General features: G+C 41.5%; 13 protein-coding genes and 4 tRNA genes. 11 read left to right on the plus strand and 6 right to left on the minus strand.

Translation table 11 applies throughout. The features are described 5' to 3' along the window. Nucleotides 1–448 precede the first annotated feature (448 nt). The 5 genes from rnk to R7Q11_RS05980 all read left to right on the plus strand — a co-directional run bounded on the left by rnk (nucleotide 449) and on the right by R7Q11_RS05980 (nucleotide 5,835). Entirely contained in the window at nucleotides 449–856 is a 408-nt protein-coding gene (gene rnk / locus R7Q11_RS05960) for a nucleoside diphosphate kinase regulator (RefSeq protein WP_005376048.1), read from the plus strand. Nucleotides 857–1,094: 238 nt separating this feature from the next. Continuing rightward, a complete protein-coding gene (locus tag R7Q11_RS05965) occupies nucleotides 1,095–2,054 on the plus strand; it encodes a GGDEF domain-containing protein (protein ID WP_025767735.1) in 960 nt (319 codons plus the stop codon). Between the two features lie 227 nt (nucleotides 2,055–2,281). After that, nucleotides 2,282–3,268: an ABC transporter substrate-binding protein gene (locus R7Q11_RS05970; protein ID WP_225466274.1), complete on the plus strand. Its 987-nt coding sequence runs from the start codon at nucleotides 2,282–2,284 to the stop codon at nucleotides 3,266–3,268. Between the two features lie 133 nt (nucleotides 3,269–3,401). Continuing rightward, a complete protein-coding gene (locus R7Q11_RS05975) occupies nucleotides 3,402–4,607 on the plus strand; it encodes a GGDEF domain-containing protein (protein WP_225466275.1) in 1,206 nt (401 codons plus the stop codon). A gap of 235 nt (nucleotides 4,608–4,842) precedes the next feature. Continuing rightward, a complete protein-coding gene (locus R7Q11_RS05980; RefSeq protein WP_225466276.1) occupies nucleotides 4,843–5,835 on the plus strand; it encodes an LLM class flavin-dependent oxidoreductase in 993 nt (330 codons plus the stop codon). Nucleotides 5,836–5,840: 5 nt separating this feature from the next. Here R7Q11_RS05980 and R7Q11_RS05985 read toward each other — a convergent pair. Next, nucleotides 5,841–5,914 (minus strand) — tRNA-Cys (locus tag R7Q11_RS05985). A gap of 36 nt (nucleotides 5,915–5,950) precedes the next feature. Further along, nucleotides 5,951–6,037, minus strand: a tRNA-Leu gene (locus R7Q11_RS05990). 301 nt (nucleotides 6,038–6,338) lie between these two features. Between R7Q11_RS05990 and R7Q11_RS05995 the strand changes: the two genes are divergently transcribed. Both R7Q11_RS05995 and R7Q11_RS06000 read left to right on the plus strand, forming a co-directional pair. Further along, on the plus strand, nucleotides 6,339–7,268 hold the full coding sequence (locus tag R7Q11_RS05995) for a CHAD domain-containing protein (RefSeq protein ID WP_225466277.1): 930 nt from the start codon (nucleotides 6,339–6,341) through the stop codon (nucleotides 7,266–7,268). Nucleotides 7,269–7,337: 69 nt separating this feature from the next. Then, entirely contained in the window at nucleotides 7,338–8,126 is a 789-nt protein-coding gene (locus tag R7Q11_RS06000) for a lipase family protein (RefSeq protein ID WP_225466278.1), read from the plus strand. Nucleotides 8,127–8,200: 74 nt separating this feature from the next. Here the strand turns inward: R7Q11_RS06000 and R7Q11_RS06005 are convergent, their stop codons facing one another. The 4 genes from R7Q11_RS06005 to R7Q11_RS06020 all read right to left on the minus strand — a co-directional run bounded on the left by R7Q11_RS06005 (nucleotide 8,201) and on the right by R7Q11_RS06020 (nucleotide 10,613). After that, the gene (locus R7Q11_RS06005) at nucleotides 8,201–8,455 is read right to left on the minus strand and encodes a hypothetical protein (RefSeq protein WP_005375990.1); all 255 of its coding nucleotides are present in this window, start codon (nucleotides 8,453–8,455) and stop codon (nucleotides 8,201–8,203) included. A gap of 130 nt (nucleotides 8,456–8,585) precedes the next feature. After that, nucleotides 8,586–10,109 carry an alpha-amylase gene (gene amyS, locus R7Q11_RS06010; RefSeq protein WP_225466279.1) on the minus strand — a complete coding sequence of 508 codons (1,524 nt, stop codon included), beginning with the start codon at nucleotides 10,107–10,109 and terminating at the stop codon, nucleotides 8,586–8,588. A 307-nt stretch (nucleotides 10,110–10,416) separates the two neighbouring features. After that, a tRNA-Cys gene (locus tag R7Q11_RS06015) sits at nucleotides 10,417–10,490 on the minus strand. Nucleotides 10,491–10,526: 36 nt separating this feature from the next. Continuing rightward, nucleotides 10,527–10,613, minus strand: a tRNA-Leu gene (locus tag R7Q11_RS06020). Nucleotides 10,614–11,163: 550 nt separating this feature from the next. Here R7Q11_RS06020 and R7Q11_RS06025 point away from each other — a divergent pair. From R7Q11_RS06025 to R7Q11_RS06040, 4 genes are all read left to right on the plus strand, one after another. After that, nucleotides 11,164–12,795 (plus strand): methyl-accepting chemotaxis protein, encoded by a 1,632-nt coding sequence (locus R7Q11_RS06025; protein ID WP_053303666.1) that lies wholly within the window; start codon nucleotides 11,164–11,166, stop codon nucleotides 12,793–12,795. A 201-nt stretch (nucleotides 12,796–12,996) separates the two neighbouring features. Further along, complete coding sequence (gene alr / locus R7Q11_RS06030; protein WP_025767730.1) at nucleotides 12,997–14,226, plus strand: alanine racemase; 1,230 nt, start codon at nucleotides 12,997–12,999, stop codon at nucleotides 14,224–14,226. Nucleotides 14,227–14,537: 311 nt separating this feature from the next. Further along, the gene (locus tag R7Q11_RS06035) at nucleotides 14,538–15,269 is read left to right on the plus strand and encodes an AzlC family ABC transporter permease (protein ID WP_017820197.1); all 732 of its coding nucleotides are present in this window, start codon (nucleotides 14,538–14,540) and stop codon (nucleotides 15,267–15,269) included. After that, nucleotides 15,266–15,574 (plus strand): AzlD family protein, encoded by a 309-nt coding sequence (locus R7Q11_RS06040; RefSeq protein WP_017820198.1) that lies wholly within the window; start codon nucleotides 15,266–15,268, stop codon nucleotides 15,572–15,574. The genes R7Q11_RS06035 and R7Q11_RS06040 overlap by 4 nt, the downstream gene beginning before the upstream one ends. The last annotated feature ends 112 nt before the right edge of the window (nucleotides 15,575–15,686 follow it).

The following is a 15,686-nucleotide window of genomic DNA, read 5'->3' on the forward strand; positions in this document are numbered from 1 at the left end:
TTACAATTTCAAACTACCCTAAAGGGGTAGATGAACGTATTTATCTGACTATTGCGAAATAAAAAGTAATTTATTAACGGATATTGGTAGTTTTAACAAACTGAGATAACCGAAGCCATGCTAGCAACGGACTATACCGTTTTGCTTTTATGAAGTTGGGCTGACCATCGAAACCGAGCACACCTACGATAAATCCTGCTTTTCTTCTAAACGACGCACTCACTTGACTTCACCGTTTCAAGGTGATCAGAGAACAATATCTGAAGTGATTGAAAGATTTAGAAAAATCAAGCTTCACAACAAAAATTTTTTACTAGCTAAGTCGCACTATAAAGACTAAAATCAGGTTTAGTTCATATGGAATAGCGTCCATATGATTGATACCGTAATTGACATATAGAGCGCCGTCCCATTTTTGTGAGGCGGCCTTTTATTTGGGAGTCATAAAATGTCAGAAAACAATTCTATCTACATCTCAAGCTTAGATATGAACCGAATCACGGCCTTGTTGGATAAAATGCCAAACATCGCAGCGGAGCTTGTGGAATTAGAAGCAGAGCTCGACCGAGCAACAGTTCTTGAGCCAGAACAAATGCCAGATAACGTGGTCACGATGAACTCGACTGTAGAGTTTAAATTTTCAGGTGAAGATAGAACCATGACAAAGACACTGGTTTACCCTTCTGAACTGAAAAGCAGTGATGATATCTCTATTTTCGCGCCCGTAGGCAGTGCACTGATCGGTTTGTCTGTCGGCCAAAAACTTGAATGGCCAATGCCAAATAATCAAGTGAAGACAATTGAAATTGTCGATATCACCTACCAGCCTGAGCGTTGTGGTGCACTAAACCGCTAACCCTCAGTAGTCCCGGTGCAAAGGCCTCCATTTAAGACTTTGCACCAGGAGAGCCCCTCGCTTACCCCCTATTTCCTTCTTTGTTTTCCAAGCATTTACTTTGCAGCTCTTAAGTAACATCACCGATTCTTTATTATTTACCGCATATTCAATACTTATATCTCCAAGCTCAATCATAGAAATTGCAAAGTATTTTTCGTATATTGTCGCTCCGAAAACGACGTAAATTATGCGCAAAATGGAAGAATATCTAACTCGAATTGCCTGCTTAGAAAAAGAAAATGAAGAGCTGAAGCGGAAGAATGCGCGACTACAAGAAAAGTTGAATGCTGCACTCGACAGTAATGGACTGTGTTTGTGGGAGCAGCATATTCCTTCAGGTACTTTGACGATATTCAATATGCAGTGGGGCAAAATGCTAGGCTATCAGCCCCATGAGTTAACCGCGACGGTTGAAACGTGGAAAAACAATCTCCACCCTGAAGATTACGATCTTGCAGTGGGTGCATTTGAAGATCACCTAGCAGGCAAGACCGACCTTTATGAGGTAGTGCATCGCATGATTCATAAAGACGGCAGTGATAGTTGGGTCTACGATCGAGGGCGCATCGTCGAGTATGGTTCTGATGGCGAACCACTACGGATGATGGGTACTCATATCGATATTACAAAAGAAAAGCGTTATGAGCAGCAACTGGCCAAGTTGGCTTCGAGTGATCCATTGACTGGATTGTTAAATAGAAAAGCAATTGAGGAAAACTTTAATCATCAACCTCAAACCGAACCGTCTCAGCAGTCTGCTTTAGTGTTTGTTGATATAGATAATTTTAAAGCAGTTAACGACCAGCTAGGCCATCATACTGGCGACACCCTCCTCATCAATATCGCCAATAGCTTAACAGAGCTTGCGTCAAGCAAGTCTCAAGTTGGACGCATAGGAGGCGATGAATTTGTTATCTTAAACTGGCATTCAAGTCGAGAGGAAATATCCCAACTTTGCAATCAACTCTTAGATTCAATCATTCCAGCGATAAATCAAGACTTACATAAAGTAACGATAGGAATGAGTATCGGTGTTTGTCTCTTTAACAAAGGAAAGCAACCGTTTAATGAAGTGTATCAAAAAGCCGATCACGCAATGTATGAGATAAAGAAAAATGGCAAAAATGGAGTACAATTTTTCAACTTAAAAAGTTGATATCTCTCCATAAATCATCATGTTATGAAATCAGTCATTTGCTACAACTTGAACTAACTCAAGATAAATTCTTTATATCTAAGCCAGTTACCGAAATTACCCCTAGGTACTCATAAATTTGGCACGATACAAATAAATCCCCTCCTCTCCTAGCATCAACCCAATAAGCAACTACACTCATTTAACTGATAGATTAATTACTACTATTATGAAGGGAGTTGTTTTTGATGGATACAAAACAGATTTCTACAGTTATCATAATTTTAGTTCTTTCTGTATTAGTAGTTGCTTATTTAAAGTTAACAACGGTATCAAATGCTATCCACAAACCTACAACAATCGGTATATCTAAGACGCCTCTGTCAGCCCCTTTTATCATTGCAGAGCACATAGGTGCGTTTGAAGAAAACGATTTAAACGTCGAACTTATCATGTGCTTTGGAGGGGTCGAATGTTCAAACCTACTTCTAGAAAACCATGTTAATTACGCCACTTTTTCTGAAAGCGTACTGATGTTTAAAAGCTTTGAATACAAAGATTTAGCATTAATCACTTCTTTTGCATCTTCTACGAATGATATTAAGCTGCTAACTAAAAAGCGGTCTGGCATAGAAAGTATAGATAAATTACCAGGAAAAAAGGTTGGTGTAATAAAAAAGAGCGCTAGCGAATATTACTTAGACTTTTTGCTACAGGTAAATGACATTGATTTAGAAAAAGTAGAAAAAATATCATCAACAACGCAGGTTATTATAAATCATTTAATGCAAGGAAACGTCGATGCAATATCTACTTGGGAGCCATACGGATTTATGGCCAAGAATAGAATAAATGAAGAAGTAAAGAACATAGGAATTATTGGCGTGTATAAACTTTACTTTTTGCTTGTATCAAAAGAAATACACATTGAAAAATCAGATCAAGAAGTAATGAAAATAATAAAGTCACTTCATCACTCAATTAACTGGATGGATAAAAACCCTCATTTAACAATGAAAATACTATCACAAAAACTTAACACAACAGTTGAAGAAATATCTTGGAGCTGGGATGATTATAATTTTCGATTAAATTTAACGAATTCTTTATTATTTACATTACAATCAGAAGCTAATTGGGCATTAAAACAAAACTATGTAGAAGGACAGATTCCAAATTACAGAAAAATATTTAAAGAAAACTATATCAATTCATATTTTGATGGTCTAGATTAAAATGCATCGTTCGTTAAACCACTATTTAGCATCACTATTCAGTCTAAGCGTAATTCTATGTATCAGCGTTATAGTATACATAAGCTTCATAAAAATAGAAGATTATAAAGCTAAGAAACAATTAAACCAAATAATGGACATACAAATATCATTAGAGTCATTAAGTAGTTATCTTTGGGCTTACACTCAAAATAGGGGAAAAAACAATTTCACACAATTCATGATTTCTCATAACAAATTAAACGAATTATTATCTCAAAATGAAGATGTTTCATACCTTACTAAAGACTTAAAAAAAATGAATCTCGAACTGTATTCTTTAGTTCAATACGAAAATAATCATTTACTAGACAAAGATCGCCATTATGATTCAGTCGTAAATTATAATAAATCAAATCCTGCCATACAATCCAGAATAAACATTGTATCCCAGGATATGAATAATGAAATAATATATATTTATAAAAAAATACTTAATAATAAGTCTACAAAACTACAAAATTTAAATTATTACACTCAAGCAGGTATTATTTTTATCTCTCTGGCTGTTATGCTATTGTGCTTTTATATAAAAATAAAGTTCAAAAGAAGCTTTCAAAGGTTTATAAATGGAATAAAACAATTAAGCAGATCAAATTTTGACTATAAAATCCCTTCAGAAAATCAATTCACGGAATTTGAAAATCTGTCTTGTTACTTCAATAAAATGGCGGCATTGTTAAACCACACAACAATATCAAAATCAAAACTTAAAGAAGAAGTAGAGAATCAAACTTCAGTTCTAAATCGTCAAAAAGAAAGTTTGGTATTTTTGTCTGAGCACGACTCCTTAACTAATATCTACAATCGTCGAGCAATAGAAAAACATTTGATCCAGCTTACGCGTAATTTCAGAGGCAGTGAGAATAGTTTTAGTTTGTTTTTTATAGATTTAAATTTATTTAAGGATATTAACGATAGCCATGGCCATGAGGCAGGTGATGCAGTGTTAAAATCTGTAGCTAGTAGATTATCAAGTATTATCGACGAATCAGACATGGTAGGCCGCTTTGGTGGAGATGAATTTATTATTATTCATCGTTCACACACAACAGGTACGTCTCTGTCTGCATGTGCACTACGCTATATCCAAGAAATAGAAAAAGTAATTCATTTTAAAGGTAAAGAGTTATGCGTCGGAGCTAGCATTGGTATTGCACTCTATCCTGAGCATGGGTCGAATGTACATGAATTATTAACAGCGGCAGACAAGTCTATGTATCAGTCAAAACGTTCTAAAGCTAGCTCGTTCACTATTGTCGACAACAGCAGTTCGCTGTTAAAGAGGCCTATGTTTTAATCTAAAGTAGCTGTGGAAACGTTCTACATGCGAATATTCAACGACATCGACCACTGTGGCCACTTACAGTAATAAAGCCGCTTTTATCACATAGCAAAAGCTAAACTCGTAAGCTAAACGCTCTCCAGGCATTGAAGAAAAATAATCCATTGTGAATGGTTAATCCTCCCCTTTTAGACGTCAACTTTCACCACCATATGATAGTTAAGATTCATTAACAGGCTATAACTATCCTATGTCTTTTCCTCGTTTATCTGTTCTGGATTTGGCACCCGTGTCCGACGGAACAAACTTCACCGAAACGTTCGAACGCTCCATTGAATTAGCTCAATCAATCGAGTCCTGGGGCTATCATCGGTTTTGGATGGCTGAACACCATAACATGCCCGACATCGCCAGTGCCGCAACCAGTGTATTACTCAGTCATATTGGAGCGCACACGAACTCGATCCGTTTAGGATCAGGTGGAATCATGTTACCTAACCATGCACCACTAGTTATTGCAGAGCAATTCGGAACGTTAGAGGCATTATACCCTGGTCGTATTGACCTCGGATTAGGACGCGCACCAGGCACCGACTACCAAACAATGCATGCATTAAGGCGGGAACCAGAGCATATGGATCCTGACTTTGAAGAGCTGTTGGAGGAACTTAATTTCTTTCTTGGTCCCGTATCTCGAAATCAACCAGTCGCGGCTTATCCAGGTAACAACACATCTCTGCCGATTTGGCTTCTGGGGTCGAGTACATACAGCGCACGTTTAGCAGCTAAGAGAGGCTTACCTTTCGCATTTGCTGCACACTTTGCTCCAGATGCAATGTCTCGTGCTCTAAACTTTTATCGAGATGAGTTTGTCCCATCCGAGCATTTAGCTCAACCCTATGTGATGATTTGTGCCAACGTTATCGTAGCGGATACTCAGTCACATGCAGATTTTCTCGCGACAACAGAGAAGCAAAAATTCTTAAAAATGATTCGCGGCAATCGCGAAAAACTTCGCGCACCAGTGAAAAGTATGGCACCACTATGGTCAGCACAGGAAAAGCTTCACGTTGAAACTCAATTACGTGAATCTATCCATGGTGATCAAACATATGTAAGACAGAAAATTGAAAAACTTTTGGAACGCACTGGGGCAGATGAAATTATGGTAAACACGATGGTGTTTGAACAATCTGAGAAGTTGAGATCCTACAGGTTACTATCGGAACTCATGGACAAGTAAAAGAATGGAGGCGCCTCCCGGAGTCGAACCGAGGTCCACGGATTTGCAATCCGCTGCATAGCCACTCTGCCAAGGCGCCTTTCTGATTTTGTATCTCTGTCACCAAAGATTTTGATGGTGCCCCGGGCCGGACTTGAACCGGCACAGCGCGAACGCCGAGGGATTTTAAATCCCTTGTGTCTACCAATTCCACCACCAGGGCAACGCAATCATGCGATGGGTTAGACACCATCTATCTCGCGACCTTTGCCGTGAGAACGAGGCGTACTTTAACGGATTAATTTATCTGGTCAACAAAAAATTAGTCTTTTTTATTCAAATGGTTAAAAAGACGACTCTAACGAACAAAGGGCGATCATTTTGCTTATTTGATCATCAATACGCTTTGCTTTCGTGCCTTTTAACCTTCTCATTTTATATCAATGAAGAGCCAACAAATCGCGCAAGTTAACAGTATGGGTATAAACTTAACGTGTATTTCAGAGAACAAAATAGCGCTCATCATGTTTCGAAAACCATCATTTCACTTACCCTTACATGCCGACTCCGAACTCGACTTCGTAGTGCCCCACTTCTTCCTTAGTGAATTTGATTATGCACGCTCTCTGGAGCAGGGAGTCATCGAAGACTTAGATCCTGAATTTACACATCAATATCGCGTCACACTGAGGCGCATACGCTCACTATGCTTACTACTTCGCGAACTGCTCCCTCCTTTTGAACAGCGTATTTTGAAACCTCATTTAAAAATAATGATGAAGAAAACAAATAAGCTGCGTGATTTGGACGTATTTATCTTGGGCAAAAAACAATACATTGAAATGCTCCCAAACCACAAATCGTCTCTTGAGCAGCTTTTTGGCTTTATCGAAGCCGAACGTGCTTACGAACAGGCAAAAGTTACGCGTTGGCTAGCTACAGAAGAATACACAACGCACTGCACTTTGGTCAGGAATAGTCTGTTGCGAAGTACGCAACACGAACGAGTGGATAGCAACGTACCTGCGTTACTCTTCGCAAGCCAAAAAATCTCCGATCAATTTAAAAAAGTTGATAAAGCACGGCGCAAGATCTCGGACAAAAGTCGTGACAGCGTGATTCATTCGATGCGGATAAAGTGCAAAGCGCTGCGTTATCTGTTAGAAGGGTTTTCCACGCTCTATACTTCCCAACAGCACAAAAACAACGTGAAACAACTAAAACTATTGCAAGATAAGCTCGGTGACTTTAACGACACTTCAAGTCAAATTGAATTTTTCGCACAACTCAAAGAGACAGCAAATCTCAATAAAAAAGATCGTAAGGCTTTGAAAAAGCTAATTAACGTGCTTAGCGAACATCATGAACTCTCTCGCCAAACCATCTTGACGCATTTAAGCCAGTTTGAGTCTTTCATTCGCGATACCAATACACAGAATCTCTATCGGCTCTAAATCAAGGTTCACGTATTTTTAATATTCATTAATTACAGTCAATCGTTAGGCTCCACTAAGAAAGATAACGTGAAACCATTAAAACGATACCAATACGAGCGCTATGCGGTGCTTTGTAATCTCGCCTACCCTCGCGTCTTCAGGCAAACTCAATACGGGTTCGCTCCTAATGGGCAACGAGTCATTAGAAATGAACACGGTAAGATTATGATTCGCGTGCTCTGGAGTAAAAAACAGAGTGAAGTGGTCGTAGTGATTAAAGGCTCACACAGTATCAGTGATTGGTTGTTGAACTTCGCGATGTGGACGAGAAGCTGTCGAAGGTTGGGACTAAACTATCGCATTCACGCGGGTTTCTATCATCTGTTGTTCCAAGAAAGTTTACCGAGCCGGAATGAAGATCGGTTAGGGTTGACCGTGATCGAACGCCTCGAAGGTATCGTTGTACCACTTATTCTCAGGGGGAAAAGAATCACTATTACTGGCCACTCTTCAGGTGGCGCGATTGGCAGTGTTTTTGCTGACTATATTGAGAAAAAATACCCAAAAAGCATTAAACGCGTGGTCACTTTCGGACAGCCCGCTGTCGGGGATTGGACGTTTAAGAAACGCTACCGTTTGGGGCACAAAACATACAGGATTTGTTGCGACATCGACATCGTGACCTTTATGCCGCCCGTACCTTTTTTGTATTGGCATGTAGGCAAAATGCTATGGTTATATAACGGGAGAATATACGAGAACACCCCAACGCTCATACGGCTTGGGCGCTCCTTATTTAGTTGGTTAATGCGACCGTTCTCTTATCACTTTATGAGTAAATACATTCGCGACAAAGACTTTTTTGATGAACGCTGAGTTAAACATCCGAAAGGTATGAAGTATAGACACGAAAAAGCCGGACTTCGCCGGCTTTACGATTAAGTGGTGATCTACAGAGAGGCAATTTCTTTTTCAAGTTGATATTTGTTATCTGTGACAATTCGCTCTAACACTTCAACACGTCGCTTCAAGTCACCAATTTGCTTGTTAAGGTTATCTTGTTCTTCTCGGCTCATCGTATTACGTTCAGATATCTCCAACGCTCTTACTTCTTTACGATGGTTCAAGATTAACTTTATTATCCCGCCCCCAAATATGGCACCGAACACAATAGCCACAACCAATACATCAGCAATAGATTCCATTCTTTATCTTCCTCTAGATTATGCTCAAATATAAGTTACTCATTTGTCGAATGAATATCAAATAACACATTGATTCATTGAAAAGTTTTATTAAGAATTGCCTACTCTGTATCAAAATCACAGGAATGGATTATTCAACGCCAACCCAAACCGAGACAGATCCGCCGTTTACTGGGAACTCAGCCCAACCATTCGCATCAGTCCAAACTTCTTCAGTTCGGATACCCAACTTGTCTACGTAGCGAGCACTTGGTTTACCCGTATACATCCACTTCGAGCCGCCAGGTCCATCACTCATGATCACGGCCATTGAATGTGGATGATTTGCATCACCTTCTCGAGTCCAACCAATTACGTCCCAGTGGTCGAGATAAGAATGTTGTTTGCCATACGCATAATCTTTACGCAGTGTTACTAGCTCTTTAATGTAAGGCACTTTGACCATATTGATGTCATGCCCTTTATCACTGTACTGCGCGCCGTAGTAATCTGCATAAAACACGGATGGATAACCTTCTTCACGCAATAAGATAAATGCGTAAGCGAGCGGCTTAAACCACCAATCAACCGTCGACTCCAAAGCCTGCAAAGGTTGAGTATCATGGTTTTCTACTAAGGTTACCGCTTTGACTGGATTGTCCTTCATCAGCGTACCATCCATGATTTGACGCATATCGTAGCTACCACCCGATTTAGACGCATTATAAAAGTTCATATGTAACGGTGCATCAAACAAAGACATGCTGCCAGAGGTTTTGGTGATAAAGTTATGCAGCTGATTCACATCGTAGTTCCAGTACTCTCCGACCGTGAATAGTTCTTTCTCTGTTTTCCAACGTAGGTGATCAATCCATTCTTGCAGGTATTGATATTTGATGTGCTTCACCGCGTCCATTCTAAACCCATCAACACCAGTCATGTTGATATACCACTCACCCCAGTCTTTAAGTTCTTTCTTAACTTCAGGGTGATCCATGTCTAGATCAGCGTACATAAGGTAATCGTAGTTGCCTTTTTCCGAGCTCACTTCCCAATCCCATGCCTTACCCTCACCTTTGAATTTGAAGATAGCTTTTTCTTCGCCAGCATCGTCCCAGTCCACGCCATCAAAGTGGTACCACGTCCAATGAAAGTTTGAGTACTTATCGTTGCGCCCAGGGAAATCAAACTCTACCCACGCTTCAATCCATTTATCACCAAGTTCAATATTTCGGTTGTTCCAATCTACTCGCTTGGTATCAACCCAAGACTTTCCATCCGCACCACCGCGATGGTTGAACACCACATCGCCATAAATCTGGATATTGTTTTTATGGGCAGCATTGATGGCGCTTAGGTACTGATCTTTGGTGCCATACTTGGTGCGCACCGAACCTTTTTGATCAAACTCTCCCAAATCGTACATATCATAAACGCCATAACCGACGTCCTTGCTACCACCAGCACCTTTATAGGCGGGCGGTAACCATAACGCAGTAAAGCCGTTGTCAGATAGTGCCGAAGCGTTGTTTTCAACTTGTGTCCAGAGTGCACCGTCATTTGGCACATACCAATGGAAATACTGCATCATGGTGCCATTTTGTGCCGCCATTACAGGCGAACTGAGCAGCAAAGTTAAGGGTAAAAGTGTAGGTTTAAGGTTGAATGTTTTCATTATTTTTCTCTCACGTTAAGGACTAGAATCCTCCTTTCTGCATATACGCACCAAGCGATACTAACTATGACGCTAGCTAGGTTGCTGCCTGTAATACAAAAAGTTCGGATTACAATCGAAGAGAAACTATCACCAATCACACTATACAATTATTGAGTTGTCTAACATTTATAAAATCAATGATTAGCGCGTTAAAAATATTGAATGGTGATCAAAACATGGGAGACTTTAGGAAAGCGCGAAGGGTTACGAAAAGGCGGACTAAAAACGAAAAAAGCCAGTCATTTAAGACTGGCTTTCGAAATAGTGGAGGCGCCTCCCGGAGTCGAACCGAGGTCCACGGATTTGCAATCCGCTGCATAGCCACTCTGCCAAGGCGCCTTTCTGATTTTGTATCTCTGTCACCAAAGATTTTGATGGTGCCCCGGGCCGGACTTGAACCGGCACAGCGCGAACGCCGAGGGATTTTAAATCCCTTGTGTCTACCAATTCCACCACCAGGGCAACGCAATCATGCGATGGGTTAGACACCATCTGTCTCAGCGACCTTTGCCGTGAGAACGAGGCGTACTTTAACGGATTAATTTATCTGGTCAACAATAAATTTTATCTTTTTGATTTAAGTGCTTAAAAAGCGATCTGCCTAGTATATTTGGCATTCAATTAGACCAATAAGCACCCGTTCCCTTTCATTGTCTATTAAGTCATACGCATACTAGTGCCCGTAACTGCTTCGAGGTAAACACGCGACTATCACGTTATGAACGCTGATCTTTTCACCGCTGTAACATCTGTAACAATTTGATTCCCTACTCTTGGCACGACTGCGTACAGAACATCATATTTTGTTACCGATAACTTTATATCGAATGTGGTCGTACCTTTATAAAATCATTGACTTTTTTTATTTTCAAACAAAGCTCAATTCATTATCGAAAATATCAATAAATAATGGTACGTTACACGAGTTGCAGTAATTTAATGGACATATATCACATATAAGGATGTGGTTTACTTTGGCGACACAACATAAGAAAAACAAGGTATATCACTAATGTCTATCAAGAATCTTTCTATAGCGAAAAAGATATCGCTATCGTTTTTACTCATTGCCATCGTCAACATTGCATTTGGCGTGTTTTTATCTACAGAGCTCAAAAGCATCAAATCTGAGCTTTTAAACTATACCGATGATACGCTTCCTGCAATGGAAAGGGTCGATTCGATTCGAGACCACTTGTCTCGCTGGCGCCGAGCTCAATTTGCTGCGTACACTTATGAAGACGCAGACCAAGTCAAAACTAAAATTTCTAACAATATTAGAGAACGCGAAAAGATCACTAGAGAGCTCAACGCTTACGGTGAAACTATCTGGCCTGGCGAAGAGCAGCAAACTTACCAGCGTCTTATGCGTCAGTGGAAAAAGTACTTGGATACTATGGACCAGTACAATGAAGCGATGCTAGCTAACGACAAAAGCAAGGCCCACCCTATTTTGGCGAACTCTTTGTCTGCTTTCGAAGCGGTTGACTCAGAGTTAGGCGAACTAATCCGTCTCCTTAAAGAAGCTATGGACAGCAACAAAACTCATATCCTGTCCTCTGTAAATGGATTGAGTAATTCTTCAATTGCAAGTAACGTGATTATTCTACTGATCATGGTAGGCATGACATACGTGCTGACTCGGCTAATTTGTGGCCCACTTAAACTTGTTGTTGAGCAAGCAAATGCCATCGCGACAGGTGATCTATCAAGTGACATTGACCGTAAAGCAATCGGCAATGATGAGCTTGGTGAACTGGCAGACGCGACCACTAAGATGCAAGATGACTTACGCCAAGTTATCGATAATGTGATTGCTGCAGTTACTCAGTTAAGCAGCGCTGTCGAAGAGATGAACCAAATCTCCGATATTTCTGCGTCTGGTATGAAAGATCAACAGCTGCAAATTACGCACATCGCAACAGCAATGACAGAAATGAAAGCGGCCGTAGCCGATGTTGCTCGTAACACTGAAGACTCAGCGAACCAAGCTAACGAAGCAAACCGCCGCACACAACACGGTGTTCGTGAAACCCAAGGTATGGTTGACGCGATTCAAGAAGTTTCAAATGTAATTGGCGCTGCAGGCGATACCGTAGCAGAGCTTGAACAGCAATCGAATAAAATTAACGTTATCGTGGATGTTATCCGCGACATCGCCGATCAAACCAACCTACTTGCACTTAATGCAGCCATTGAAGCGGCGCGTGCTGGTGAGTCTGGTCGTGGCTTTGCCGTCGTTGCAGACGAAGTTCGAACTCTTGCTGGCCGTACGCAAGATTCAACGAGTGAAATCACTTCGATCATTGAGCAGCTACAATCACTTGCAAAAGACGCAAAATCAGCCACTGAACTTTCTAGAACCAGTATCTCAGAATGTGCAGAACAAGGCATTCAATCAAAACAGCTGATGAGCGACATTGAGCATTCGATTTCGGACATCTCAGACATGGGTACCCAAATCGCCACGGCTTGTAACCAGCAAGACTCTGTTGCGGAAGAGCTTAACCGCAGCATTGAAAACATACATTTAGCATCTCAAGAGGTCTCGCAAGGCTCGGAGCAAACCGCACAGGCGTGCCGCGAACTAAGCCAGCTATCCATTTCTCTTAAAGATGTAATGAGCCGCTTTAAACTGAGTTAAACTCAGTGGGTACCTTAGTAGATATCAAATCAATCCCGATTTGCTTAAATTGAATGTCATCACTGAGGTATATTTAGGTATATATTAAATCACTATCTTAATAAACGCTCCAAAGCACCACTTGGAGCGTTTTACTTCGTCAGGTACTTTCCCCAAGTACTCAATAACATAACCAATACAAAAAACGCGTACGGAGACTTTATGCGCTTAAATAAAACCTTACTATCACTGACTATCGCTGCTGCAATCGCGGTTCCTGTAATGCAAGCTACTGCTGCTCCTCTTCAAATTAGCAATACAGCAGCAAAAGCAGAGCAAGTTCAAGGTGCTAACGCTTGGCTAGAAATAAACTTAGGTCAGTTCCGCGATAATATTGAGCAGTTTAAATCGCACATGGATGGCAAAACGAAAATTTGTGCCGTGATGAAAGCCGACGCATACGGCAATGGTATCGCAGGCCTGATGCCGACTATTATCGAGCAACAAATTCCTTGCGTTGCCGTTGCAAGTAACGCCGAAGCACAAACTGTTCGCGACAGTGGCTTTAAAGGCCAACTTATGCGTGTACGCTCAGCGGATATTGGCGAGATTGAAGCCGCAATCAACCTAAATGTCGAAGAGTTGATAGGCACAGCAGAGCAAGCTAAAGCACTGTCTAAACTAGCCGAGAAAGCTGGTAAAGAAATCAAAGTTCACCTTGCTCTGAACGACGGTGGTATGGGACGTAATGGTGTTGATATGACGACAGAAGCAGGCAAGAAAGAAGCGCTAAAAATCGCTCAACAAGCTGGCGTAAATATTGTTGGTATCATGACTCATTTCCCTAACTACAATGCAGACGACGTGCGCCAAAAGTTAGCTTCATTCAAAGACAGTTCTGCATGGCTGATTAAAGAAGCGAATCTAAAACGCGACAACATTTTACTGCACGTAGCAAACTCTTACACCGCGCTTAATGTTCCTGAGGCGCAGCTTGATATGGTTCGTCCTGGTGGCGTTTTATACGGAGACTTACCAACTAACCCTGAGTACCCTTCTATCGTGTCTTTCAAAACACGCGTGGCATCCGTTCACCACCTGCCAAAAAATAGCACAGTCGGTTACGACAGCAGCTACACAACAAGCAAAGAAAGCTTAATGGCGAACATTCCTGTTGGTTACTCTGATGGTTATCCACGAAAAATGGGGAATACGGCAGAAGTTCTGATCAATGGCCAGCGTGCAAAAGTTGCGGGCGTTGCTTCAATGAACACTACTATGGTAGATGTTACAGGTATCAAAGATGTTGAGCCTGGTTCTGAAGTTGTTTTGTTTGGCTCCCAACAAGGCAAAACGATTTCAGCTGCTGAGATGGAAAAACACGCAGAAGTCATCTTCCCTGAACTATACACGGTTTGGGGAAGCGCGAACCCTCGTGTCTACGTAAAATAAACCTATTCAGTTATTCGTAACAGAGCGAAAAAGCGAGCCTCGTGCTCGCTTTCTTTCTTATTTACTAATCTGTACTAGCTCGTGATGTTATCAATTAAACAGAGCTTACTATTTCTGTTGTTTTATTCTCCTTTAGCACTACCAAGCGCGACTCTCTACACTCTGTTTCTTAAAGCCGCTTGGATGGCTCAATTTTATATAGCACTTAGAGTTTGAAAGCCCCTCCAATTGATGTTAAACATGAAGTTTACAAAAGAATAACAAACACACTCGTATGGCACTGCCCCTTTGCCTGCTAGCTAGGTATCTCTATGACAGAAAATACTCAACATCTTCAACGCTCCTCCACTGAGTTGCACGAATTTAATCGGCTTGACGTCTGGAACGGCTTCACCCAACTTTTACCCCTCTCTATGTTCGTGGTCATATTTGGCCTCGCTTTCGGTGTTGCTGCGGTACAGACTGGACTAGATGTATTTCCCACTATGTTGATGAGCACACTGGTCTTCGCCGGTGCTTCACAATTTGCCACGTTAGAAATGTGGGGAGCAGAAGTCCCTCTCATTCCAGTTCTTATTACTGTATTTGCTATTAATGCTCGTCACCTCTTGATGGGAGCTACACTTTATCCATGGTTACGACAACTCCCACCAACAAAACGTTACGGTGTAATGCTGGTAGCATCAGACGCTAACTGGGCAATGGCACTCAATGCATTTGGTAGAAAAGAACCAGGCTTTGGCTTGCTTGTTGGTGGCGGCTTAGCGATGTGGTCTTTTTGGATTGTGGGCACCTGGATCGGCATTTATTTTGGTAGCGCAATCAAAGATCCGGTGGGCCTAGGGCTCGATATGGTTATGGGATGCTTCCTGCTGTCTATGGTGGTGGCCGGGCCGAAAGACTTAAGAATCTTTGCTATTTGGGCCATAGCAGCAGCCTCTTCTATGTTGGCGTATTGGTATTTGCCAGAGAATAGCCACGTAGTGGTTGGCGCCATTACTGGCGGAGTCTTGGGTGCTTGTTGGAAGGAGAAGAAAGCATGAACATCGAAACAACCTTAGGTGGCACACTGCTTATCATTATCGCTATGGCGTTAGTCACGCTCATAACCCGCTGGGGCGGAGTGTATGTTATGTCATTCATTCCAATTAGCGAACGGGTTCAACGTTTCATTACTGCGATGTCAGGCTCCGTATTGGTTGCCCTTTTAGCTCCGCTAGCAGTAGAGGGTGATAACGGTGCTAGAGCAGCACTGTTTTCTACTGCCGTTGTCATGTTCATCGTGAAAAAGCCTCTACCCGCAATCGCAGCAGGCATCATCGCCGCCGCTGCAGTACGTGCTCTTTAGTCGTTGTTTCAAAGCCGATACCAGTCATCAATAAAAGACCCAAAACACAAAGCCCTGATGTCACAAGTGTCATCAGGGCTTATCTTATGCTCATCATTTTAACGATGAACAA

The sequence above is a fragment of the Vibrio sp. 970 genome (assembly GCF_033339075.1).

What these genes read in the sequence shown, in the direction of transcription:
- R7Q11_RS05995 (WP_225466277.1), top strand. Translation starts at nt 6,339, where the DNA reads ATGTTTCGAAAACCATCATTTCACTTACCCTTACATGCCGACTCCGAA.
- R7Q11_RS06005 (WP_005375990.1), bottom strand. Translation starts at nt 8,455, where the DNA reads ATGGAATCTATTGCTGATGTATTGGTTGTGGCTATTGTGTTCGGTGCC.
- R7Q11_RS06025 (WP_053303666.1), top strand. Translation starts at nt 11,164, where the DNA reads ATGTCTATCAAGAATCTTTCTATAGCGAAAAAGATATCGCTATCGTTT.
- rnk (WP_005376048.1), top strand. Translation starts at nt 449, where the DNA reads ATGTCAGAAAACAATTCTATCTACATCTCAAGCTTAGATATGAACCGA.
- amyS (WP_225466279.1), bottom strand. Translation starts at nt 10,109, where the DNA reads ATGAAAACATTCAACCTTAAACCTACACTTTTACCCTTAACTTTGCTG.
- R7Q11_RS06035 (WP_017820197.1), top strand. Translation starts at nt 14,538, where the DNA reads ATGACAGAAAATACTCAACATCTTCAACGCTCCTCCACTGAGTTGCAC.
- R7Q11_RS05975 (WP_225466275.1), top strand. Translation starts at nt 3,402, where the DNA reads ATGGACATACAAATATCATTAGAGTCATTAAGTAGTTATCTTTGGGCT.
- R7Q11_RS05980 (WP_225466276.1), top strand. Translation starts at nt 4,843, where the DNA reads ATGTCTTTTCCTCGTTTATCTGTTCTGGATTTGGCACCCGTGTCCGAC.
- R7Q11_RS05970 (WP_225466274.1), top strand. Translation starts at nt 2,282, where the DNA reads ATGGATACAAAACAGATTTCTACAGTTATCATAATTTTAGTTCTTTCT.
- R7Q11_RS06040 (WP_017820198.1), top strand. Translation starts at nt 15,266, where the DNA reads ATGAACATCGAAACAACCTTAGGTGGCACACTGCTTATCATTATCGCT.
- alr (WP_025767730.1), top strand. Translation starts at nt 12,997, where the DNA reads ATGCGCTTAAATAAAACCTTACTATCACTGACTATCGCTGCTGCAATC.
- R7Q11_RS05965 (WP_025767735.1), top strand. Translation starts at nt 1,095, where the DNA reads ATGGAAGAATATCTAACTCGAATTGCCTGCTTAGAAAAAGAAAATGAA.